Annotated in this window: 19 protein-coding genes; 11 read left to right on the top strand and 8 right to left on the bottom strand. The window is 62.9% G+C overall.

All coding sequences use genetic code 11. From position 1 onward, the window contains the following. Nucleotides 1-57 precede the first annotated feature (57 nt). Genes ftsX through ftsY form a run of 3 tightly spaced genes read right to left on the bottom strand, consistent with a single transcriptional unit; the run spans nucleotide 58 to nucleotide 3,178 of the window. The gene (gene ftsX, locus AD662_RS26595; protein ID WP_018609487.1) at nucleotides 58-1,080 is read right to left on the bottom strand and encodes a permease-like cell division protein FtsX; all 1,023 of its coding nucleotides are present in this window, start codon (nucleotides 1,078-1,080) and stop codon (nucleotides 58-60) included. Beyond that, a complete protein-coding gene (gene ftsE, locus AD662_RS26600; protein WP_003177474.1) occupies nucleotides 1,077-1,748 on the bottom strand; it encodes a cell division ATP-binding protein FtsE in 672 nt (223 codons plus the stop codon). The genes ftsX and ftsE overlap by 4 nt, the downstream gene beginning before the upstream one ends. Beyond that, on the bottom strand, nucleotides 1,745-3,178 hold the full coding sequence (gene ftsY, locus AD662_RS26605) for a signal recognition particle-docking protein FtsY (protein WP_053190021.1): 1,434 nt from the start codon (nucleotides 3,176-3,178) through the stop codon (nucleotides 1,745-1,747). The genes ftsE and ftsY overlap by 4 nt, the downstream gene beginning before the upstream one ends. Nucleotides 3,179-3,522: 344 nt before the next feature. On the opposite strand from ftsY, the gene AD662_RS26610 reads away from it, so the two are divergent. From AD662_RS26610 to AD662_RS26625, 4 genes are read left to right on the top strand one after another with little or no spacing between them, the layout of a single operon-like run. Then, the gene (locus AD662_RS26610; RefSeq protein WP_053190022.1) at nucleotides 3,523-4,878 is read left to right on the top strand and encodes a M16 family metallopeptidase; all 1,356 of its coding nucleotides are present in this window, start codon (nucleotides 3,523-3,525) and stop codon (nucleotides 4,876-4,878) included. Next, nucleotides 4,871-6,361 (top strand): M16 family metallopeptidase, encoded by a 1,491-nt coding sequence (locus AD662_RS26615; RefSeq protein ID WP_053190023.1) that lies wholly within the window; start codon nucleotides 4,871-4,873, stop codon nucleotides 6,359-6,361. Before AD662_RS26610 ends, AD662_RS26615 begins: the two co-directional genes overlap by 8 nt. After that, complete coding sequence (rsmD, locus tag AD662_RS26620; protein WP_014340689.1) at nucleotides 6,361-6,972, top strand: 16S rRNA (guanine(966)-N(2))-methyltransferase RsmD; 612 nt, start codon at nucleotides 6,361-6,363, stop codon at nucleotides 6,970-6,972. Before AD662_RS26615 ends, rsmD begins: the two co-directional genes overlap by 1 nt. A 31-nt stretch (nucleotides 6,973-7,003) precedes the next feature. Continuing rightward, nucleotides 7,004-8,002 carry a hydrolase gene (locus AD662_RS26625; RefSeq protein WP_033062732.1) on the top strand — a complete coding sequence of 333 codons (999 nt, stop codon included), beginning with the start codon at nucleotides 7,004-7,006 and terminating at the stop codon, nucleotides 8,000-8,002. Between the two features lie 137 nt (nucleotides 8,003-8,139). Here the strand turns inward: AD662_RS26625 and AD662_RS26630 are convergent, their stop codons facing one another. Both AD662_RS26630 and AD662_RS26635 read right to left on the bottom strand, forming a co-directional pair. Next, nucleotides 8,140-8,994 (bottom strand): sulfurtransferase, encoded by an 855-nt coding sequence (locus AD662_RS26630; protein ID WP_053190024.1) that lies wholly within the window; start codon nucleotides 8,992-8,994, stop codon nucleotides 8,140-8,142. Between the two features lie 33 nt (nucleotides 8,995-9,027). Next, nucleotides 9,028-9,699 (bottom strand): TetR/AcrR family transcriptional regulator, encoded by a 672-nt coding sequence (locus tag AD662_RS26635; RefSeq protein ID WP_003206524.1) that lies wholly within the window; start codon nucleotides 9,697-9,699, stop codon nucleotides 9,028-9,030. A 148-nt stretch (nucleotides 9,700-9,847) separates the two neighbouring features. Between AD662_RS26635 and AD662_RS26640 the strand changes: the two genes are divergently transcribed. The 5 genes from AD662_RS26640 to AD662_RS26660 all read left to right on the top strand — a co-directional run bounded on the left by AD662_RS26640 (nucleotide 9,848) and on the right by AD662_RS26660 (nucleotide 14,577). Beyond that, on the top strand, nucleotides 9,848-11,278 hold the full coding sequence (locus tag AD662_RS26640) for a coniferyl aldehyde dehydrogenase (protein WP_053190025.1): 1,431 nt from the start codon (nucleotides 9,848-9,850) through the stop codon (nucleotides 11,276-11,278). 27 nt (nucleotides 11,279-11,305) lie between these two features. Then, the gene (locus tag AD662_RS26645) at nucleotides 11,306-11,851 is read left to right on the top strand and encodes a hypothetical protein (protein ID WP_053182763.1); all 546 of its coding nucleotides are present in this window, start codon (nucleotides 11,306-11,308) and stop codon (nucleotides 11,849-11,851) included. Between the two features lie 150 nt (nucleotides 11,852-12,001). After that, on the top strand, nucleotides 12,002-13,597 hold the full coding sequence (locus AD662_RS26650) for a GMC family oxidoreductase (RefSeq protein WP_053190026.1): 1,596 nt from the start codon (nucleotides 12,002-12,004) through the stop codon (nucleotides 13,595-13,597). A gap of 115 nt (nucleotides 13,598-13,712) precedes the next feature. Further along, nucleotides 13,713-14,192 carry a pantetheine-phosphate adenylyltransferase gene (coaD, locus tag AD662_RS26655; RefSeq protein ID WP_003177462.1) on the top strand — a complete coding sequence of 160 codons (480 nt, stop codon included), beginning with the start codon at nucleotides 13,713-13,715 and terminating at the stop codon, nucleotides 14,190-14,192. 133 nt (nucleotides 14,193-14,325) lie between these two features. Then, nucleotides 14,326-14,577, top strand: a complete 252-nt coding sequence (locus AD662_RS26660) for a YfhL family 4Fe-4S dicluster ferredoxin (RefSeq protein ID WP_003206534.1) — start codon at nucleotides 14,326-14,328, stop codon at nucleotides 14,575-14,577. 160 nt (nucleotides 14,578-14,737) lie between these two features. Here AD662_RS26660 and AD662_RS26665 read toward each other — a convergent pair whose 3' ends face one another. The 3 genes from AD662_RS26665 to AD662_RS26675 are packed head-to-tail and all read right to left on the bottom strand — an operon-like array spanning nucleotide 14,738 to nucleotide 16,761. Beyond that, nucleotides 14,738-15,058, bottom strand: a complete 321-nt coding sequence (locus tag AD662_RS26665) for a hypothetical protein (protein WP_018609455.1) — start codon at nucleotides 15,056-15,058, stop codon at nucleotides 14,738-14,740. Between the two features lie 44 nt (nucleotides 15,059-15,102). Continuing rightward, on the bottom strand, nucleotides 15,103-15,915 hold the full coding sequence (mutM, locus tag AD662_RS26670; RefSeq protein WP_003206537.1) for a bifunctional DNA-formamidopyrimidine glycosylase/DNA-(apurinic or apyrimidinic site) lyase: 813 nt from the start codon (nucleotides 15,913-15,915) through the stop codon (nucleotides 15,103-15,105). A 30-nt stretch (nucleotides 15,916-15,945) separates the two neighbouring features. After that, nucleotides 15,946-16,761: an HDOD domain-containing protein gene (locus AD662_RS26675; protein WP_172681187.1), complete on the bottom strand. Its 816-nt coding sequence runs from the start codon at nucleotides 16,759-16,761 to the stop codon at nucleotides 15,946-15,948. A 191-nt stretch (nucleotides 16,762-16,952) separates the two neighbouring features. Between AD662_RS26675 and AD662_RS26680 the strand changes: the two genes are divergently transcribed. Together AD662_RS26680 and AD662_RS26685 are read left to right on the top strand one after the other, a co-directional pair. Next, the gene (locus tag AD662_RS26680) at nucleotides 16,953-18,149 is read left to right on the top strand and encodes a class I SAM-dependent rRNA methyltransferase (protein WP_053190027.1); all 1,197 of its coding nucleotides are present in this window, start codon (nucleotides 16,953-16,955) and stop codon (nucleotides 18,147-18,149) included. Between the two features lie 214 nt (nucleotides 18,150-18,363). After that, a complete protein-coding gene (locus tag AD662_RS26685) occupies nucleotides 18,364-19,569 on the top strand; it encodes an MFS transporter (RefSeq protein ID WP_053190028.1) in 1,206 nt (401 codons plus the stop codon). Nucleotides 19,570-19,619 lie beyond the last annotated feature (50 nt).

Below are 19,619 nucleotides of genomic sequence, written 5' to 3' on the forward strand. Positions count from 1 at the left end.
GGAACCCTAGGACAAGTTCCCACAAAAATTGAAAGGTCAATACACGCAAAAAAACACTTATTTTGGCGCAAGCTCACGCAAGTGGCGTGCGACCGCAATCCATGCACCGATATAACCCAACAGCACCGCGCCAAGCAAGAGCGACAGACCGTCGGCGGCTGGCACACCGGCCAGCGAGAAATCACTGCCGTACAAACCGGCCAACCCTGTTACCGCATCGTTCAGCCAGTCCAGGCCGAACGCCAATACACCCCAGGACAGAATCCCGGCACCGAAGCCATACAGCGCGCCCATATAAAGGAAGGGCCTGCGTACATAGCTGTCCGTACCGCCGACGAGTTTAATCACTTCTATCTCGGTGCGGCGGTTTTCAATATGAAGACGAATGGTATTGCCTATCACCAAAAGTAATGCAGAAACCAGCAGCACCGTCAGGCCGAAGACAAACCGGTCGCCGAGCTTGAGGATCGCCGCAAGACGCTCGACCCAGACTAGATCAAGTTGCGCCTGTTGTACCTTCGGCAACTCGGAAAGTCTTTGTCTTAATGCTTCAAGGGTCGGCTTGTCGACTTCGTTTGGCGTCACCAGCACCACGCCCGGCAGCGGGTTCTCCGGCAGCTCCTTGAGGGCTTCGCCCAGGCCGGACTGCTGCTGGAATTCCTCAAGCGCCTGTTCGCGCCCGATGTATTCGGCATCGGCCACGCCCGGCATGGCCTTGATCTGCTCGCGCAACGCCTGGCCCTCGCCGGGGCTCGCGTCCATCTGCAGGTACAGGGAAATCTGCGCCGCGCGCTGCCAGGAACCGCCCAGGCGCTCCACATTATTCAGCAATAATGACAGCCCCATGGGCAGGCTCAGGGCAACCGCCATCACCATGCAGGTAAAGAAGCTGCCGATGGGTTGCTTGCCCAGGCGCCGCAGACTGTCCAGCAGGCTGGCGCGATGGCTTTCGATCCAGGCGCGCAGCAGCGTGGCGAAGTCCGGGCCGTCGTCATCGTCGCGTTTTTTCTTTTGCGGCTGCGGATCGGAGGCCTTCGGGGCCACGCGTTCGGCCACTTTCGGGCTGCGAGTAGCACTCATACGCCAGCCTCCCCGTCACCAATCAGGCGTCCGCGCTGCAACGTGAGCATGCGGTGACGCATGCGCGCGATCAATGCCAGGTCGTGACTGGCAATCAGCACGCTGGTGCCCAGGCGGTTGATGTCTTCGAATACGCCCATGATCTCCGCCGCCAGGCGCGGGTCGAGGTTACCGGTGGGTTCGTCCGCCAGCAGCAAGGCCGGGCGATGGACGATGGCACGGGCGATGCCGACGCGCTGTTGCTGACCGGTGGACAGGTCGCCCGGGTACAGGTCGGTCTTGTCCGACAGGGCCACACGCTCCAGGGCCGAGTCCACGCGCTTGATGATCTCGGCCTTGGACAGGCCCAGGATCTGCAACGGCAACGCCACGTTGTTGAACACCGTGCGGTCGAACAGCAATTGGTGATTCTGGAACACCACGCCGATCTGCCGTCGCAGGTAGGGAATCTGGGCATTGCTGATGGTGCTCAGGTCCTGGCCGGCCAGCAGCAGTTTGCCGGTGGAGGGCCGCTCCATCGCCAGCAGCAGGCGCAGCAAGGTACTTTTACCGGCGCCGGAATGGCCGGTGACAAACAGAAACTCGCCCCGACGGACCCGAAAGCTCAGCTCATGCAAGCCGACGTGACCGTTCGGATAGCGTTTACCGACCTGTTCGAAACGAATCATGCATGCTCCCGTTCGGCAAACAGTGCCTGGACAAAGGGCTCGGCTTCAAAGGCGCGCAAGTCGTCGATGCCTTCACCCACGCCGATATAGCGGATGGGCAGGCCGAACTGCTTGGCCAGGGCGAAAATCACCCCGCCCTTGGCGGTGCCGTCGAGCTTGGTCAGGGCCAGCCCAGTCAGTTCGACGGTCTGGTTGAATTGCTTGGCCTGGTTGATGGCGTTCTGGCCGGTACCGGCGTCCAGCACCAGCAGCACTTCGTGGGGTGCGTCGGCGTCGAGCTTGCCGATCACCCGGCGCACCTTCTTCAATTCTTCCATCAGGTTGTCTTTGGTGTGCAGGCGACCGGCCGTGTCGGCGATCAACACATCGATGCCACGGGCCTTGGCCGCTTGCACGGCGTCGAAGATCACCGAAGCGGAGTCGGCGCCGGTGTGCTGGGCGATCACCGGGATCTTGTTGCGCTCGCCCCACACTTGCAGTTGTTCGACCGCGGCGGCACGGAAGGTGTCGCCCGCCGCCAGCATGACTTTCTTGCCTTCGAGCTGCAGCTTCTTGGCCAGCTTGCCGATGGTGGTGGTCTTGCCTGCACCGTTGACGCCGACGACCAGGATCACGAACGGCTTGTTCTGCGAGGCGATCACCAGCGGTTTTTCCACCGGCTTGAGCAGGCTGGTCAGCTCGCCTTGCAGGGATTTGTACAGCGCATCGGCGTCGGTCAGCTGCTTGCGCGCGACCTTCTGGGTCAGGCTCTGGATAATCACCGAGGTGGCCTCGACACCGACGTCGGCGGTCAGCAGGCGGGTCTCGATGTCTTCCAGCAATTCGTCGTCGATGACTTTTTTGCCCAGGAACAGGCTGGCCATGCCTTCGCCGATGCTGGCGCTGGTCTTGGACAGGCCTTGCTTGAGGCGGGCGAAGAAACCGACCTTGTTTTCCTCGGCGCTACGGACGGGCTCGACGGGGGCGATGGCTTCCAACAGGGCAGGTGCCGGTTCGGGCACGGCTTGCGCAACCAAGGGCGCAACGACGGCGACCGGCGGCTCAATGACAGCGTCGACGACTGGCGCCTCGACAACCTGCGTCGGCGCGGGAATCGGCGGGGTGATATGGGGCGCCGCTTCCTCGACCAGCGCAACCGGTTCTTCCGCCACCGGCAAGGTCAACCAGGGGGTTTGCTCGACGGGCGGGGTCAGCGGCTGCTCGGCCACCGGCTCTACAACGGTCTCAGCCTCGACCGGCTGCAGCACCGGCTCGGCAATCGGCAGGACGATGGGCGCAGTTGCTTCGGCCACGGCCTCGGCGGCGGGCTCAGGCAGCGGTTGTGGCTGTTCGACGACGGTTTCCTGCGGCTTCTTGCGCAGCCATCCGAACAGGCCTTTTTTCTCGCCAGCCGCAGCTGGGGTCTTCTTGTCGTCGTTGGAACCAAACATGGAGGACGGCTATCTCACGGTAGCGACGCGCCACAAGGGCGCCTCGGTGATAAATATTCAATGCTGAACAGACTGCGTTTCATCCAGCTTGTTCACGCGCAACATTTTGTCGAGGCGTCCCGAGGACACCCCAAAGTCGATTTTTTCGAAGGACTGGTACGGCATCATCGGCGAAAACGCCGGGATCAACGAGCAAACCCGGTGTTTCTCCGGGGAACCCAGACAACCCCGGGCCGATAAAAGGCCCGATAGGCGTGGCCGCCAGTAAAACGGATCAGTATCCTAGCACCTCCTCGCCTGCTGAGGCTAAGGCCAAGCAGGCAACCCAACAGGTTTAAACACGAATGAATGCTCTTGCCCGCCGCGCCGCAGGCCTGCTGTTCAGCACAGTTTGTCTGCCCTTTTCAGCCTTGGCTGCCGACCCACAACCCACCCACGAATTTACCCTCGACAACGGCCTGAAGGTCGTCGTGCGCGAAGACCATCGTGCGCCGGTGGTGGTCTCCCAGGTCTGGTACAAGGTTGGCTCCAGCTACGAAACGCCAGGCCAGACCGGTTTGTCCCACGCCCTTGAGCACATGATGTTCAAGGGCAGTGAAAAAGTCGGTCCCGGCGAAGCGTCGCTGATCCTGCGCGACCTCGGTGCCGAAGAGAACGCCTTCACCAGCGATGACTTCACCGCCTATTACCAAGTACTGGCCCGCGACCGCCTGGGCGTGGCCTTCGAACTGGAAGCCGACCGCATGGCCAGCCTGCGCCTGCCACCGGAGGAGTTCAGCCGCGAGATCGAGGTGATCAAGGAAGAGCGCCGCATGCGCACCGACGACAAGCCCATGTCCAAGGCCTACGAGCGCTTCAAGGCCATGGCTTACCCGGCCAGCGGCTACCACACGCCGACCATCGGCTGGATGGCCGACCTGGACCGGATGACCGTCGAGGAGCTGCGGCACTGGTACGAATCCTGGTACACCCCGAACAACGCGACCCTGGTGGTGGTCGGCGACGTGACGCCGGACGAGGTCAAGTCCCTGGCCCAGCGCTATTTCGGCCCGATTGCCCGGCGCGCGGTGCCGGTGGCGAAAATCCCCCTGGAGCTGGCCGAACCCGGCGAGCGCCAGATCACCCTGCATGTGCAGACCCAACTGCCCAGCGTGATGCTGGCCTTCAATGTGCCGAGCATCGCCACCGCGACGGACAAGGGCTCAGTCAACGCGCTGCGGCTGATCTCGGCCCTGCTGGACGGCGGCTACAGCGGGCGGATCCCGACCCAACTGGAGCGCGGCGAAGAGCTGGTGTCCGGCGGTTCGTCGAGCTACGACGCCTTCACCCGCGGCGACACACTGTTCACCTTGTCGGCGACGCCCAACACGCAGAAAAACAAAACCCTCGCCCAGGCCGAAGCCGGCTTGTGGCGCTTGCTTGAGCAGTTGAAAACCACCGCCCCGACCGCCGACGAACTGGAACGCGTGCGCGCCCAGGTCATCGCCGGCCTGGTCTATGAGCGCGACTCGATCACCAGCCAGGCCACCGCCATTGGCCAGTTGGAGACCGTCGGTTTGTCCTGGAAGCTGATGGACACCGAACTCGCCGAACTGCAAAGCGTGACCCCGCAAGATATCCAGAAGGCAGCCCAGCTGTATTTCACCCGCTCGCGCCTGAGCGTTGCGCATGTCCTGCCCGAGGAGAAAGCTCATGAGTGAGCGCAAATCACGGCGCCCGGTGCTGATCGGCCTGGCGCTGATCGCCCTGGCCGGCTCCCTGGCGTTCTATCTGTCGCCGACCACCGACGTCACCGCCAGCCAGGCATTGGATAACGCCAAGTCCGGCAACAAGCTGCAATCGTTGACCGAACTGAATGACAAGGCGCCGAGCCGGCGCCAACTCGACGTGCAAACCTGGACAACCGCCGACGGCGCCAAGGTGTTGTTCGTCGAAGCCCGCGAATTGCCAATGTTCGACCTGCGCCTGACCTTCGCTGCCGGCAGCAGCCAGGACGGCGATGCCCCCGGCCTCGCCCTGCTGACCAACGCCATGCTCAACGAGGGCGTGGCCGGCAAGGACGTCAGCGCCATTGCCCAAGGTTTCGAAAGCCTCGGTGCGGACTTCGGCAACGGCGCCTACCGGGACATGGCCGTGGCGTCCCTGCGCAGCCTCAGCGCAGCCGACAAGCGTGAGCCGGCATTGAAGCTGTTCGCCGAGGTCGTCGGCAAACCGACCTTCCCCGCCGACTCCTTCGCCCGCATCAAGAACCAGATGCTCGCCGGTTTCGAATACCAGAAACAGAACCCCGGCAAACTGGCCGGCCTGGAACTGATGAAGCGCCTGTACGGCGAGCATCCCTATGCCCATTCCAGCGACGGCACCGCCGACAGCATCCCACCGATCACCCTGGCCCAGGCCCGGGCTTTCCACGCCAAAGCCTACGCCGCCGGCAACGCCGTAATCGCGCTGGTGGGGGATTTGTCCCGCGCCGAAGCCGAAGCGGTTGCCAACCAAGTATCCGCCGCGCTGCCCAAAGGCCCGGCCCTGGCGAAAACCCCGCCACCGGTGGAGCCCAAGGCGAGCATCGGCCACATCGAATTCCCGTCCAAGCAGACCAACCTGATGCTCGCGCAACTGGGCATTGACCGTGACGATCCGGACTATGCCGCCGTGTCCCTGGGCAACCAGATCCTCGGCGGTGGTGGCTTCGGCACGCGACTGATGACCGAGGTGCGGGAAAAACGCGGCCTGACCTACGGCGTGTACTCCGGCTTCACGGCGATGCAATCCCGCGGCCCCTTCATGATCAACCTGCAGACCCGTGCGGAAATGAGCGAAGGCACCTTGAAACTGGTGCAGGACGTGTTCGCCGACTACCTCAAGAACGGTCCCACCCAGAAAGAACTCGACGACGCCAAGCGTGAGTTGGCCGGCAGTTTCCCGCTGTCCACCGCCAGCAATGCCGACATCGTCGGCCAGCTCGGTGCCATGGGGTTCTATGACTTGCCGCTGAGCTACCTGGAAGATTTCATGCGCCAGTCCCAGGAACTGACGGTCGAGCAGGTCAAGGCCGCGCTGAACAAACACCTGAGCACCGACAAAATGGTCATCGTCACCGCCGGCCCGAGCGTGCCGCAAAAGCCGTTGCCGCCCCCCACTGACAAACCTGCCGAGCAGCCGCTCGGGGTTCCGGAGCACTAATGGCCCGTCCATCGAATTCCAGCAAGAAACCCGTGCACAACGGTGTGAACCAGTTGCGCATCATCGGCGGCGAATGGCGCAGCCGGCGCCTGAGCTTCCCGGATGCCCCGGGCCTGCGCCCCACTCCCGACCGCGTGCGCGAAACCCTGTTCAACTGGCTCGCACCCTATGTGGCAGGTGCCCGGGTGCTCGACCCGTTCGCCGGCAGCGGCGCGCTGTTTCTCGAGGCCCTGTCCCGTGGCGCCGCCATGGGCCAGGCGCTGGACGCCAGCAACCTGGCGGTCTCCAGCCTGAAAGAACACCTGGGCACGCTGCGCTGCACCGTCGGCCAGGTGCAGACCGCCGACGCCCTGCGCTACCTGGACAGCCAACCGGCGACGCCTTTCGACCTGGTGTTCCTCGACCCGCCTTTCAACCAGAACCTGTTGCCGACGGTCTGCGCGCTACTTGAGGACCGTCAGTGGTTGGCCGAGGATTCCTGGGTCTACACTGAAAGCGAGACCGCCCCGTCCACTCTGGGCTTGCCGGGCAATTGGCGCTTGCATCGCGAGCAGAAATCCGGACGGGTGTATTACGCGTTGTGGCAGCGTTCGGCAAAGGACATTGGCTGAACGGCTGACCAGTGCATCGAGAATAATAATGATGTCCGCCGCATCCGAACGTTTCGTCCCTGCCCCGGGCCTGGGCAACCCGCATTTGCAAACGCTATGGGGCCCGTTGTGGCGCCAGACCACCCACATCGATCGCCAACGCGAGCGCTTGTGGCTGGAAGACGGTGATTTCCTCGACCTTGACTGGCACGGCCCCCACAGCGCCGAGGCACCACTGGTGCTGGTGCTTCACGGGCTGACCGGCTCTTCCAACTCGCCTTACGTGGCCGGCCTGCAACAGGCTCTCGGTCGCCAGGGCTGGGCCAGTGCGGCCTTGAACTGGCGTGGCTGCTCGGGTGAGCCGAACCTGTTGCCCCGCAGCTACCACTCGGGCGTCAGCGAAGACCTGGCCGCCGCCATCACCCACTTGCGCGCCCGACGGCCCTTGGCGCCGTTGTTTGCGGTGGGTTATTCGCTGGGCGGCAATGTGTTGCTCAAACACTTGGGGGAAGCCGGCCGCGACAGCCAGTTGCAAGGGGCGGTGGCGGTCTCGGTGCCGTTTCGCCTCGACCAGTGCGCCGATCGCATCGGCCAGGGATTTTCCAGGTTCTACCAGGCGCATTTCATGCGCCAGCTCGTGGCCTATGTGCGCAACAAGCAACGCCAGTTCCAGCACGACGGACGCCACGAGGGCCTGGCGACCCTGGCGGCGCTTGGCCCTTTGGAAAACATGCGCACCTTCTGGGACTTTGACGGCCGGGTGACGGCGCCGCTGCACGGGTTCTCCGATGCCGCGGATTACTACCGCCGCGCCTCCAGCCGTTATTTCATGGCGGGCATCAGCACGCCGACCCTGGTCATCCAGGCCGCCGACGATCCCTTTGTGTTTCCTCACAGCCTGCCCGAACCGCGCGAATTATCCGCTTCGACCCGGATTGAACTGCACGCCCGGGGCGGGCATGTGGGGTTTGTCGACGGAACCCTGCGGCGCCCGGGGTACTACCTGGAGCGGCGGATTCCCGATTGGCTGGCCAGCCTGGGCCACGGCTGAGCATGATGGTTCATGACCAACACACATCCCCTGTGGGAGCGGGCTTGCTCGCGAAAGCGGTGGGTCAGCGACATTGAAGTTGACTGACACACCGTCTTCGCGAGCAAGCCCGCTCCCACATTGGTTCCGGGTGTTTGTTATTCGCCCGTTGCCACGCCCCGCTGGGGATCATTGATCCACTCACTCCACGAGCCAGCGTACAGCCGCCCCAGCGGATACCCTGCCAGGCACAAGGCAAACAGGTTATGACACGCCGTCACGCCGGAGCCGCAATAGGCCACCAGGTCGGTGGGCGAGCGCTCGCCCAGTTTTTCGGCGAAGCGCCGCTTGAGCTGGTCGACCGGCAGGAAGCGCCCATCGGCGCCAAGGTTTTCAGTGAACGCCGCGCACTGTGCGCCCGGGATATGCCCGGCTATCGGGTCGATGGGCTCGACTTCCCCTTTGAATCGCGGCAACGCCCGGGCATCCAGCAGGGTCATGTCCGATTGGCCAAGGCGTTGTTGCAGCGCTTGAGCACTGAGCACCACGCTCGCATCCGGCGCCCCGCTGAAGGTCCCGCGAGTGTTCTGCGGCGGATCCAGGCTCAAGGGCAAGCCAGCGGCATGCCAGGCCTTGAGCCCACCGTCGAGGATGTACACGCCCTCGCGCTTGCCCAGCCAGGCCAGCAACCACCAGGCCCGCGCGGCATAGGCGCCGGGACCGTCGTCGTACAGCACGACATCGCTGTCGTTATCGATCCCCCAGGCCTTGAGGCGCTCGATCAACGCCTCGGGCTCCGGCAGCGGATGACGCCCGGTCACGCCTTTGGTCACCAGCCCACTCAGGTCGCGTTCAAGGTCCGCGAACGATGCACCGGCGATGTGGCCCTCGGCATAACTGCGCTGGCCATAATCCGGGTCTTCCAGGGCAAAACGGCAATCGAGAATGACCAGCCCGGGTTGTGATCGCCGCTCTTCGAGGGCGTGAGGGCTGATGAGTTGCGCAATGGGCATGGTGAACTCCTGTGGCTAAGTCGGGGGTCGGTCCTACTGCCCTTCCTCCAGGGTCTGGGCCAGGGGGACGTAATACTCTTTGAACAGTGCATCCACCTCTTCGCGGGCCTGATCGGTCACGAAACCGGCCTCCAACACCAGTACCTGATACACGCCTCGCTTGATGGCCTGCTCGCTCAGGTGGCTGAAGTTTTCCCGCGTGGTGCACAGGAATCGCACCCAGGACGTGAGAATGATCCAGGCATTGAGGGTCAGGGACTCGATCTGCACCCGGTCCATCTTCAGGATGCCGGCGGCAACGAAGCCTTCATAAATAGCGGTACCGTGGATCAGGCTGCGCTGGGAAAACCGTCGATAGCGCGCCGCAAGGTCCGGGTCGCTGTCGAGCAGATGCTCCAGGTCCCGGTGCAGGAAACGGTAGCGCCACATGGCCGCCAGCAGCTCCTGCAAATAGAAGCGTTTGTCCTCCACCGTGGCCGCACGACCCTGGGGCGGGCGCAAGAAACTGTCCACCAGGTTCTCGTACTCACTGAACAACACGGCGATGATCGCCTGCTTGTTGGGGAAGTGGTAATAGAGGTTGCCCGGGGACATGTCCATGTGGGCGGCAATGTGGTTGGTGCTGACGCTGCGCTCGCCTTGCTGGTTGAACAGCTCGAGGCTGTTTTGCACGATGCGCTCGCTGGTTTTCATTCGTGGGGCCATGGTTTGGGCTTTAATTCGACGAAGGCATTGATCGGCATCTTACGACCTATCGGTCACAGGAAAAACCCATCGCCGTTACGGATGCCATTGACTTTATAGAGTATAAGCTCTAGAAAACACCCACTCTAATAATATCCGGTGCCCGACGATGCCTGCCGACGTTGCCTACCTGCACGAGTCGCAACAACAACTGGACGAGCTGCGGTCGCTCTTCGATGCCCAACGCCAGGCCTACGCGGCCCATCCGATGCCACCGGCCGAACAGCGCCAACAATGGCTCAAGGCACTGCGCGAGGTATTGAGCAACGAACGCCAAGCCTTGATCGACGCCATCAGCCAGGACTTCAGCCACCGCAGCGCCGACGAAACACTGCTGGCCGAGTTGATGCCGAGCCTGCACGGTATCCATTACGCCAGCCGGCATCTCCAGGGTTGGATGAAACCCTCCCGGCGCAAAGTGGGCATGGCCTTTCAACCGGCATCGGCCAAAGTGATCTATCAACCGCTGGGCGTGGTCGGCGTCATCGTGCCGTGGAACTACCCGCTGTTCCTGGCCATCGGGCCGCTGGTCGGGGCTTTGGCGGCGGGCAACCGGGTGATGCTCAAGCTCAGCGAATCGACACCGGCAACCGGCTTGCTGCTCAAGCAATTGCTGGCCCGGGTCTTCCCCCAGGACCTCGTCTGCGTGGTGCTTGGCGAGGCGGAAATCGGCATGGCGTTTTCCAAGCTGCCCTTCGATCACCTGTTGTTCACCGGCGCCACCAGCATCGGCAAGCATGTCATGCGTGCCGCTGCCGAAAACCTGACGCCGGTCACCCTTGAGCTGGGTGGGAAATCGCCGGCCATCGTGTCGGTCGATGTACCGATCAAGGACGCCGCCGAACGCATTGCCTTCGGCAAGACCCTGAATGCCGGGCAAACCTGTGTCGCCCCGGACTACGTGCTGGTGCCGCAGAACCGCGTCGGCGAGTTCGTCGAGGCGTATCGCGAGGCGGTTCGCGGGTTTTATCCGACCCTGGCGGACAACCCGGACTACACCGCCGTCATCAACGAACGACAACTGGCGCGGCTCAACGGCTACATCAGCGACGCCACCAGCAAAGGCGCGTTGCTGATCGAGTTGTTCGAGCAAGGCCAGGGCCGTCGCATGGCCCACAGCCTGCTGCTCAACGTCAGCGATGAGATGACCGTGATGCAGGACGAGATTTTCGGCCCGCTGCTGCCCATCGTGCCCTATGACAATCTGGACCAGGCGTTTGCCTACATCAATCAGCGACCCCGCCCGCTGGCGCTCTACTACTTCGGCTACAACAAGGCCGAACAGAATCGCGTGCTCCACGAAACCCATTCCGGCGGCGTCTGCTTGAACGACACGCTGCTGCATGTCGCCCAGGACGACTTGCCGTTCGGCGGCATCGGCCCCTCGGGAATGGGGCATTACCACGGGCACGAGGGTTTCCTGACCTTCAGCAAGGCCAAGGGCGTGCTGACCAAACAGCGATTCAACGTCGCGAAGCTGATTTATCCCCCTTACGGCAAGCCTTTGCAGAAACTGATCCAGAAGCTGTTTGTCCGCTGACGCGTCTCTTCCCGGGTAATAACAATAATGAACCCAAGCCTCACCGATACACCCGCGTTGTCACGGCGCGGCCTGTTGAAGTTCAGCCTCGGCGCCAGCGCCTTCCTGGCCACCGTCGGCCTGGGCGCCAGCCTGAGCGGTTGCTCGCCAAGCCAACCGGCCAACGGCCTGGCGGCCCTGCGCGACAGCGACCTGCCATTTTTACGCAGCGTCATTCCCGTGATGCTGGACGGCGCAGTGGCCGTCGGACAGATCCCCGCCGCCACTGACGCGACCCTGCGAAGCCTGGACAGCAGCCTGGCCCACCTGTCCCCTGCCATGCTCAAGCTCACGCGCCAGCTGTTCGACGTGCTCACGCTGGGCATTACCCGCGGGCCGCTGACCGGGGTCTGGGGCCCGTGGGAAAACGCCAGCGCCGATGACATCCGCCTGTTCCTCGGACGGTGGGAAAACAGCTCGCTGGACCTGTTGCGACAAGGCCATTGCTCATTGCTGCAATTGGTGATGATGGCCTGGTACAGCCGACCCGAGGCCTGGGCGCATTGTGGATATCCAGGACCGCCCAAGATTTGAAAGCCAGGCCCAACTCCTGTGGGAGCGGGCTTGCTCGCGAAGGCGGTGTGTCAGCTTGCATAAATGTTGAATGTACAGCCGCCTTCGCGAGCAAGCCCGCTCCCACAGGGTTCTTCATCGTCCATCCATAACAATAAGAGAGCCCTGAACATGCCCGTACCCGATCCCTTCCGCGAAGGCCTGGCCCGTGGCTGGACCACCTACAACGGCGCGCAGTTGTCCCAGGACCTGACCCTGGAAGCGGACGTGGCCATCGTTGGCAGCGGTGCTGGCGGCGGCACCACGGCGGAAATTCTCAGCGCCGCCGGCTACCGCGTGTTGCTGATCGAGGAAGGTCCGCTCAAGACCAGTCATGACTTCACGCTGCTCGAAGACCAGGCCTACAGCAGCCTGTATCAGGAAGGCCTCGGGCGCATGAGCAAGGACGGCGCCATCACCATTCTCCAGGGCCGGGCCGTCGGTGGCACGACGCTGATCAATTGGACCTCCAGCTTCCGCACGCCCGACCAGACCCTCGACCACTGGGCCGCCGAGCACAACGTAAAAGGCCACGGCCGCGCTGAAATGGCGCCCTGGTTTGCGCAGATGGAACAACGCCTGGGCGTGGCACCGTGGCTGGTTCCGCCCAATGCCAACAACGACGTGATCCGCAAAGGCTGTGAACAATTGGGCTACGCCTGGCACGTCATCCCGCGCAACGTACGCGGCTGCTGGAACCTGGGCTATTGCGGCATGGGCTGTCCGACCAACGCCAAGCAATCGATGCTGGTTACCACCATCCCGGCCACGCTGGACAAGGGCGGCGCGCTGCTTTACCTGGCGCGGGCCGAGCGTCTGACGATCAAAAACGATGCCGTCATCGCCCTCGAGTGCCAAGCCATGGATGAACGTTGCGTGGCGCCGACCGGGCGGCGCATCACCGTCAAGGCGCGGCATTACGTGCTGGCGGGCGGCGGCATCAATAGTCCCGGGTTGCTGCTGCGCTCCGATGCGCCAGACCCATATGAACGCGTGGGCAAGCGCACCTTCCTGCACTTGGTGAACATGTCCGCCGGGCAATTCGACGAGGTCATCAACCCGTTCTACGGCGCACCGCAATCGATTTATTCGGATCATTTCCAATGGCAGGACGGCACCACCGGCAAAATGTCCTACAAGCTTGAAGTCCCGCCCTTGCACCCGGCCCTGGCCGCCACGCTATTGGGCGGGTTCGGCCCCGAGAACGCTTGGCACATGTCCCGACTGCCCCATACCCACGCCATGCTGGCGCTGTTGCGCGACGGTTTTCATCCGGACAGCCCCGGCGGCAGCGTCGAGTTGCGCAGCGACGGCACGCCCGTGCTCGATTATCCCGTTACGCCGTATGCCTGGGATGGCTTGCGCCGGGCCTTCCACAGCATGGCCGAGATCCAGTTTGCCGGTGGCGCCAAGGCGGTCATGCCTTTGCACAGCGATGCCCGCTACGCAACGACCCTGGCCGAAGCCCGCACACTGATCGACGGACTCGACCTGGCTTTGTACCGCACACGCCTGGGCAGCGCCCACGTAATGGGCGGTTGCGCCATGGGTGAAGACCCGAAAACCGCCGTCACCGACAGCCTTGGCCGCCATCACCAACTGGGCAACCTGTCGATCCATGACGGCTCGCTGTTCCCCACCAGCATCGGCGCCAACCCGCAGTTATCGGTGTACGGACTGACCGCGCAATTGGCGACGGCCCTGGCCGAACGCCTGAAAAATCCATGAATAGCCGGATTATTCGCAGCGTCTATAGTGCTTTCTTACGCAACAGCCGACTTGGCCGACCGAGAAGGCTGCGATACCATCCGACTCCCCAACGGACTCCCGCCAGGACGACGCGATGAACCGAGTGTTGTACCCAGGTACCTTCGACCCTATTACCAAGGGCCATGGCGATCTGGTCGAACGCGCCGCGCGCCTGTTCGACCATGTGATCATTGCCGTCGCCGCCAGCCCGAAGAAAAACCCGCTGTTCCCGCTGGAACAACGTGTGGAACTGGCCCGCGAGGTCACCAAGCACCTGCCCAACGTGGAAGTGGTCGGTTTCTCGACGCTTTTGGCGCACTTTGCCAAGGAAAAGAACGCCAATGTGTTCCTGCGTGGCCTGCGGGCGGTCTCGGACTTCGAGTACGAATTCCAACTGGCCAACATGAACCGCCAACTGGCACCGGACGTCGAGAGCCTGTTCCTGACGCCGTCGGAGCGCTATTCCTTCATTTCCTCGACGCTGGTCCGGGAAATCGCGGCGTTGGGCGGAGATATCACCAAGTTCGTCCACCCGGCCGTGGCCGATGCGCTGACCCTGCGCTTCAAGAAATAACCGGCTGGCGCTGCGAGCTACCTCGCAGCACAGCGCAGTCCATCGCGCCCGCGTGCACTGCGCTCGCCAATGCGGCACAATTGCGCCCATACGTTTTCATATGCCCGGGCCCAACGCCCCGGCAGGAGCCTGCATGTCCCTGATCATCACCGACGACTGCATCAATTGCGACGTCTGCGAACCTGAATGCCCGAACGAGGCCATTTCCCAAGGCGAGGAAATCTACGTCATCGACCCGAACTTGTGCACCCAGTGCGTCGGCCATTACGACGAACCCCAGTGCCAGCAGGTTTGCCCGGTGGATTGCATTCCGCTGGACGAGGCTCATCCGGAAACTGAAGAACAGTTGATGGCGAAGTATCGCAAGATTACTGGCAAGGCATGAGCCAGGTTTTGTAGCGTCTTTGCCGGCCTCTTCGCGAGCAAGCCCGCTCCCACAGGAATCGACTGTGTTCACATAATTTGTGTCCTAAGCACATCCTTTGTGGGAGCGGGCTTGCTCGCGAAGAGGCCCTCAGCCACCACCAAGATGTAACTGTTGACCTTCACTCCTGCCGCTCAAACCCCTCCCCAATGCACCCCAGGCACCGCACAAACGTGGCCTTCGCCGGGTCCACCACCAACGCCTTCCCCGCATCACCGACCCCGCCACCCAGCGCGGTAAAGGGCAACGACACCACGAATGCCCCGGCGCCAATCACTGTGGCGGCGAGCAGCAGCGGACGGGCAATCAGCAGGTCGCCGATCATGGCGAAGGCCGGCGGGTTCTGGATGGTGTAGCGCGGGTCGCCGCTGCCGTCGCTTGCCAGGGCAGGCAAACCGACACTCAGCAGCAGCGCTAGAACGACAGGTCGAAGCAGTTTCATGGGCGATCCTTCGGCTAAATACTGACTATAGACCGTAGGACAAATCAGCTCTGACAGCGTGGACACCAGACGCTGGCGCGCTGGCCCAGGCGGATTTCCCGCAGCCCCGTACCACACACCTTGCACAACTCCCCGCCCCGGCCGTAGACGAACAGTTCCTGCTGGAAATAGCCGGGTTGGCCATCCCCGCCGATAAAGTCCCGCAGCGTGGTGCCGCCGCGCTCGATGGCATGGGCGAGGATGCGCTTGATCTCGATCGCCAGCTTCAGGTAACGCGCCCGGGAAATGCCCCCGGCGGCCCGGCGCGGGTCGATGCCGGCGGCGAACAGGGCCTCGGTCGCGTAGATATTGCCCACGCCCACCACCACCGCGTTATCCATGATGAACGGCTTGACCGCCATGGACCGCCCCCGCGAGAGCTGGAACAACCGTTCGCCATCGAACAGGTCGGTCAACGGCTCGGGACCCAGGCGAATCAACAGCTCGTGATTGAACGGGTCGAGGCTCCAGAGCATCGCGCCAAAGCGGCGCGGGTCGGTGTAGCGCAAGGCCAGGCCGGACTCCAGCTCGATGTCCACGTGCTCGTGCTTGGCGGCCGGCATGCCGACTTCCACCAAGCGCAGGTTGCCGGACATGCCCAGGTGGCTGATCAACGTGCCGACCTCGGCATTGATCAACAGGTACTTGGCCCGCCGCTCCACCTGCACGATGCGCTGGCCCGACAGCCGCACGTCGAGATCTTCCGGGATCGGCCAGCGCAGGCGGCGGTCGCGGACCACCACGCGGCTGACCCGCTGGCCTTCAAGATGGGGCGCGATTCCGCGACGGGTGGTTTCGACTTCCGGCAGTTCTGGCATGAGGCTCTCGAGTCAGGCGAAGCCCCGCACTCAACGAGTGGCGAGGTCGCGAATTTCCTGTTTCTGGGTCTGGAAGTCGTATTCCGACAACCCGATGTAATCGAGCACAAGGCTCCCGACGCAATCCCACTCGTGGTCTTCGGCCTGATTGCCGAGCACCCGGTGGGACGCACAGATGTTCTCGGACATTTTCAGGATCGCCAGCAGGTTCTTCAACGGGCTGTTGTTGCGTGAAGACTCGTCGCTGAAGATCGCCAGGGCATTGTGGTGGTTGGCGATGGCCTGGCTGACGTGATCCGGCAGGCGCCAGGATTTGGAAGTGTAGTAACCGACCACCGCATGGTTGGTGTTGAACTCACGGTTCTCGGTGTCCACTACCCGGCACTCGGCGCTGGCATTGGCGTAGGCCTCTTCCAGCACGCCCATGTAGCTGGGGAACTGCTTGAGCATCAACGGCACACCGCAATCGTGGAACAACCCCAGCGCATAGGCTTCGTCACCGTTCTCCAGGCCGACGCGCTTGGCCAGGGTCAGGCAGGTCATCGCCACGTCCTGGGCGGTATCCCAGAAACGGTTCAGGGTCACGATAGCGTCGTCGTGCAACTCGCCCTTGATCGACAGCGCATTGATCAGGTTGATGATCGAACGGCTGCCCAGCAGGTTCACCGCGCGCTGGATCGAGGTGATCTTGTTGCGCAGGCCGTAATACGGCGAATTGACGATCTTGAGCAGGGCGCCCGAGAGGCCCGGGTCTTGGGAGATCAACTTGGCGATGGTCTCCAGGTCCGGATCGGGCATGTACTGCTCCATCTGCAGATCCACCATGATCTGCGGCTGGGGCGGCACACTGATGCCTTGCAGGGACTGTTGGATCTGTTCAGCGGAAAGTTCTTTGGACATGCGTACACACTCCAGGTCAGGCGGGGATTCTAACCCTTAAAGATGGATCCGATACACCGCCGGGCCACCGATCGTCCTTCAAGCCCGTCAACCCTTGCAACACGGTATACTCCCGCTCTTTTTTCCGGAGCGACGTCATGTCCCTGCCTAGCCTGCGCCTCAAAGCCAACGCCGACCGTCGCCTGCGCGCCGGCCACCTGTGGGTCTACAGTAACGAAATCGATGTAGCCGCCACCCCGCTGCACGGCTTCAAGGCCGGCGACCAGGCCATCCTCGAAGCCGCCGGCGGCAAGCCGCTGGGCATCGTTGCGATGAGCCCCAACAACCTGATCTGCGCCCGGCTGCTGTCCCGTGACGTGAAGCTGTCGCTGGACAAATCCCTGCTGGTGCATCGCCTCAACGTGGCGTTGTCCCTGCGCGAGCGGCTGTTCGACAAGCCGTTCTATCGCCTGGTCTACGGTGACTCCGACCTGTTGCCAGGCCTGGTGGTCGACCGTTTCGGCGACATCCTGGTGGTGCAGATCGCCTCGGCCACCATGGAAGCCCACAAGGACGACGTGATCGCCGCCCTGACCCAGGTGCTCAAGCCCAGCGGCATCCTGTTCAAGAACGACTCCGCGGCCCGTGACGCCGAAGGCCTGAACCGCTACGTCGAGACCGTGTTCGGCCTGGTGCCGGAGTGGGTCGCCCTGGAAGAGAACGGCGTGAAGTTCGAAGCGCCGGTCATGGAAGGCCAGAAAACCGGCTGGTTCTACGACCACCGCATGAACCGCGCACGCCTGGCCCCGTACGCCAAGGGCAAGCGTGTACTGGACCTGTTCAGCTACATCGGCGGCTGGGGCGTGCAAGCCGCAGCGTTCGGCGCCAGTGAAGTGTTCTGCGTCGATGCCTCGGCCTTCGCCCTCGACGGTGTCGAGCGCAACGCCGCGTTGAACGGCTTCGCCGAGAAGCTGACCTGCATCGAAGGCGACGTGTTCGAAGCCCTGAAGGAACTCAAGGCCAGCGAAGAGCGTTTCGACGTGATCGTGGCCGACCCACCCGCTTTCATCAAGCGCAAGAAAGACCTGAAAAACGGTGAAGGCGCCTATCGCCGCCTCAACGAGCAAGCCATGCGCCTGCTCAGCAAGGACGGCATCCTGGTCAGCGCGTCGTGCTCGATGCACCTGCCCGAAGACGATCTGCAAAACATCCTGCTGACCAGTGCTCGTCATCTGGACCGCAACATCCAACTGCTCGAACGCGGCGGCCAGGGGCCAGACCATCCGGTACACCCGGCCATCGCCGAAACCCGCTACATCAAGAGCATCACCTGCCGGTTGTTGCCCAACAGCTGAGGCCGGGCGGGGCCAGTGCCGTAGCGCTGTGCCCCGCACACTCCAATTGCATGCTGATCGCGGCCTTGGCTGCGATTTTTTTTGCGCGTCTGAATAAGTCTGTAGGAGAACCCCCACGCAATTACCAGAGCCGTCCTACTCAATCTCCCCGTGACGGGCGGACATGACGCATTAGGATTGAAAGCGACCCCTCAGGGACGCCTTGGAACGCCTCATGACTGATCCGCAAAACCGCCTGGCTACCCGCAAACCGGCCACCGTCGGCTTGTTGCTGATGCTGACATTGCTCGGCGTCTTTCCAATCGATGTGGTGCTGCCCTCATTCCCTGCACTGTCCGAGCATTTTCAGAGCCCATCCTCCGATATCGCCCTGTCTGTCAGCCTGTTCGCAGTGGGTATCGCCCTTTCGCAACTGCTGATCGGTCCGCTTTCCGACGTCATGGGGCGAAAAAATCTACTGCTGATCGGGATCACCGTTGCAGCCATCGGAGCAACAGGTTGCGTGTTCGCCGACAGCTACTGGACCTTTCTCTTCTTCCGTGTCGTCCAGGCCTTGGGGTGCGGTTGTTTCGTGCTGTCCCAGGCGCTGATCCAAGACCTGTTCACTGGCCGGGAACAGCAGCGACTGCGAATCTTCCTGGTCACCTGCGGGGGGATTTTCATTTCCGTTTCACCCCTGGCCGGCACCGGGCTGCAAAGCTGGATGGGCTGGCGTGGCAGCTTCCTGGTGTTCATTGTCCTGGCCATGGGTGTATTCGCAAGCGCCTGTCTTTTACTTGAACGCTCCACGGCAGGTAGCCAACCCAGGCGCCTGAATTTCATCGCAGCCTATCGAACGGTCTGCGCGGACTTCAGCTTCATGGCCTATTGGCTAACATCGGCGCTGGCTTTTTCCTGCCACTTTTCGTTCATCGTCATTTCACCCCTGATTCTGATCGACCAGTTGCACTTCTCACCCGAGGCTTTTTCACTGGCGCTGCTGGGCTATGGGCTGGCCTATATTGGCGGGGGCGCGGTAGCGTCCGTGCTGAGCAATCGCATCGACTCGCAGACGCAAATCATCACCGGCCTGGGCCTGATCCTCTCGGCGGGGGTCCTGATGCTGGGGCTCTCCAGCCACCTGGGCTTGTCGGTCACAACCCTGCTGCTGCCCATGATCGTGTGCACCGCCGGAACGACCATCGCCCGCGCAGCCGCCCACACCCAAGCCATGAACAGATTTCCCGAGCGGGCCGGCACATCGGCCTCGGCCGGTAGCGTGTTGATCTTCATCCTCGGCGGGCTGACCAGCGCCGCGATCAGCCTCACCCCGCTGGACTTGCAGCTCACCCTGGCCCTCTGCCTGGTCCTGCTCAGCCTGCTGGGGCTGGCACTCAATGCCCTGGTCCGGCATCGCTACAAGGGGTTGCTGGCCGATTGAACGCTGCCAGTCGTCATCCCGCGCACGACATTGGCGCCCGATCGGCGCTT

The organism is Pseudomonas kilonensis, assembly GCF_001269885.1.
GTDB lineage: Bacteria > Pseudomonadota > Gammaproteobacteria > Pseudomonadales > Pseudomonadaceae > Aquipseudomonas > Aquipseudomonas kilonensis.

Excerpts from the sequence above, each read along its gene's own strand:
- AD662_RS26610 (WP_053190022.1), top strand. The coding sequence starts at position 3,523 with ATGAATGCTCTTGCCCGCCGCGCCGCAGGCCTGCTGTTCAGCACAGTT.
- AD662_RS26665 (WP_018609455.1), bottom strand. The coding sequence starts at position 15,058 with ATGAAACTGCTTCGACCTGTCGTTCTAGCGCTGCTGCTGAGTGTCGGT.
- AD662_RS26645 (WP_053182763.1), top strand. The coding sequence starts at position 11,306 with ATGAACCCAAGCCTCACCGATACACCCGCGTTGTCACGGCGCGGCCTG.
- AD662_RS26625 (WP_033062732.1), top strand. The coding sequence starts at position 7,004 with ATGTCCGCCGCATCCGAACGTTTCGTCCCTGCCCCGGGCCTGGGCAAC.
- ftsE (WP_003177474.1), bottom strand. The coding sequence starts at position 1,748 with ATGATTCGTTTCGAACAGGTCGGTAAACGCTATCCGAACGGTCACGTC.
- AD662_RS26685 (WP_053190028.1), top strand. The coding sequence starts at position 18,364 with ATGACTGATCCGCAAAACCGCCTGGCTACCCGCAAACCGGCCACCGTC.
- coaD (WP_003177462.1), top strand. The coding sequence starts at position 13,713 with ATGAACCGAGTGTTGTACCCAGGTACCTTCGACCCTATTACCAAGGGC.
- AD662_RS26680 (WP_053190027.1), top strand. The coding sequence starts at position 16,953 with ATGTCCCTGCCTAGCCTGCGCCTCAAAGCCAACGCCGACCGTCGCCTG.
- AD662_RS26660 (WP_003206534.1), top strand. The coding sequence starts at position 14,326 with ATGTCCCTGATCATCACCGACGACTGCATCAATTGCGACGTCTGCGAA.
- AD662_RS26650 (WP_053190026.1), top strand. The coding sequence starts at position 12,002 with ATGCCCGTACCCGATCCCTTCCGCGAAGGCCTGGCCCGTGGCTGGACC.
- mutM (WP_003206537.1), bottom strand. The coding sequence starts at position 15,915 with ATGCCAGAACTGCCGGAAGTCGAAACCACCCGTCGCGGAATCGCGCCC.
- ftsX (WP_018609487.1), bottom strand. The coding sequence starts at position 1,080 with ATGAGTGCTACTCGCAGCCCGAAAGTGGCCGAACGCGTGGCCCCGAAG.
- AD662_RS26630 (WP_053190024.1), bottom strand. The coding sequence starts at position 8,994 with ATGCCCATTGCGCAACTCATCAGCCCTCACGCCCTCGAAGAGCGGCGA.
- AD662_RS26640 (WP_053190025.1), top strand. The coding sequence starts at position 9,848 with ATGCCTGCCGACGTTGCCTACCTGCACGAGTCGCAACAACAACTGGAC.
- ftsY (WP_053190021.1), bottom strand. The coding sequence starts at position 3,178 with ATGTTTGGTTCCAACGACGACAAGAAGACCCCAGCTGCGGCTGGCGAG.
- AD662_RS26615 (WP_053190023.1), top strand. The coding sequence starts at position 4,871 with ATGAGTGAGCGCAAATCACGGCGCCCGGTGCTGATCGGCCTGGCGCTG.
- rsmD (WP_014340689.1), top strand. The coding sequence starts at position 6,361 with ATGGCCCGTCCATCGAATTCCAGCAAGAAACCCGTGCACAACGGTGTG.
- AD662_RS26635 (WP_003206524.1), bottom strand. The coding sequence starts at position 9,699 with ATGGCCCCACGAATGAAAACCAGCGAGCGCATCGTGCAAAACAGCCTC.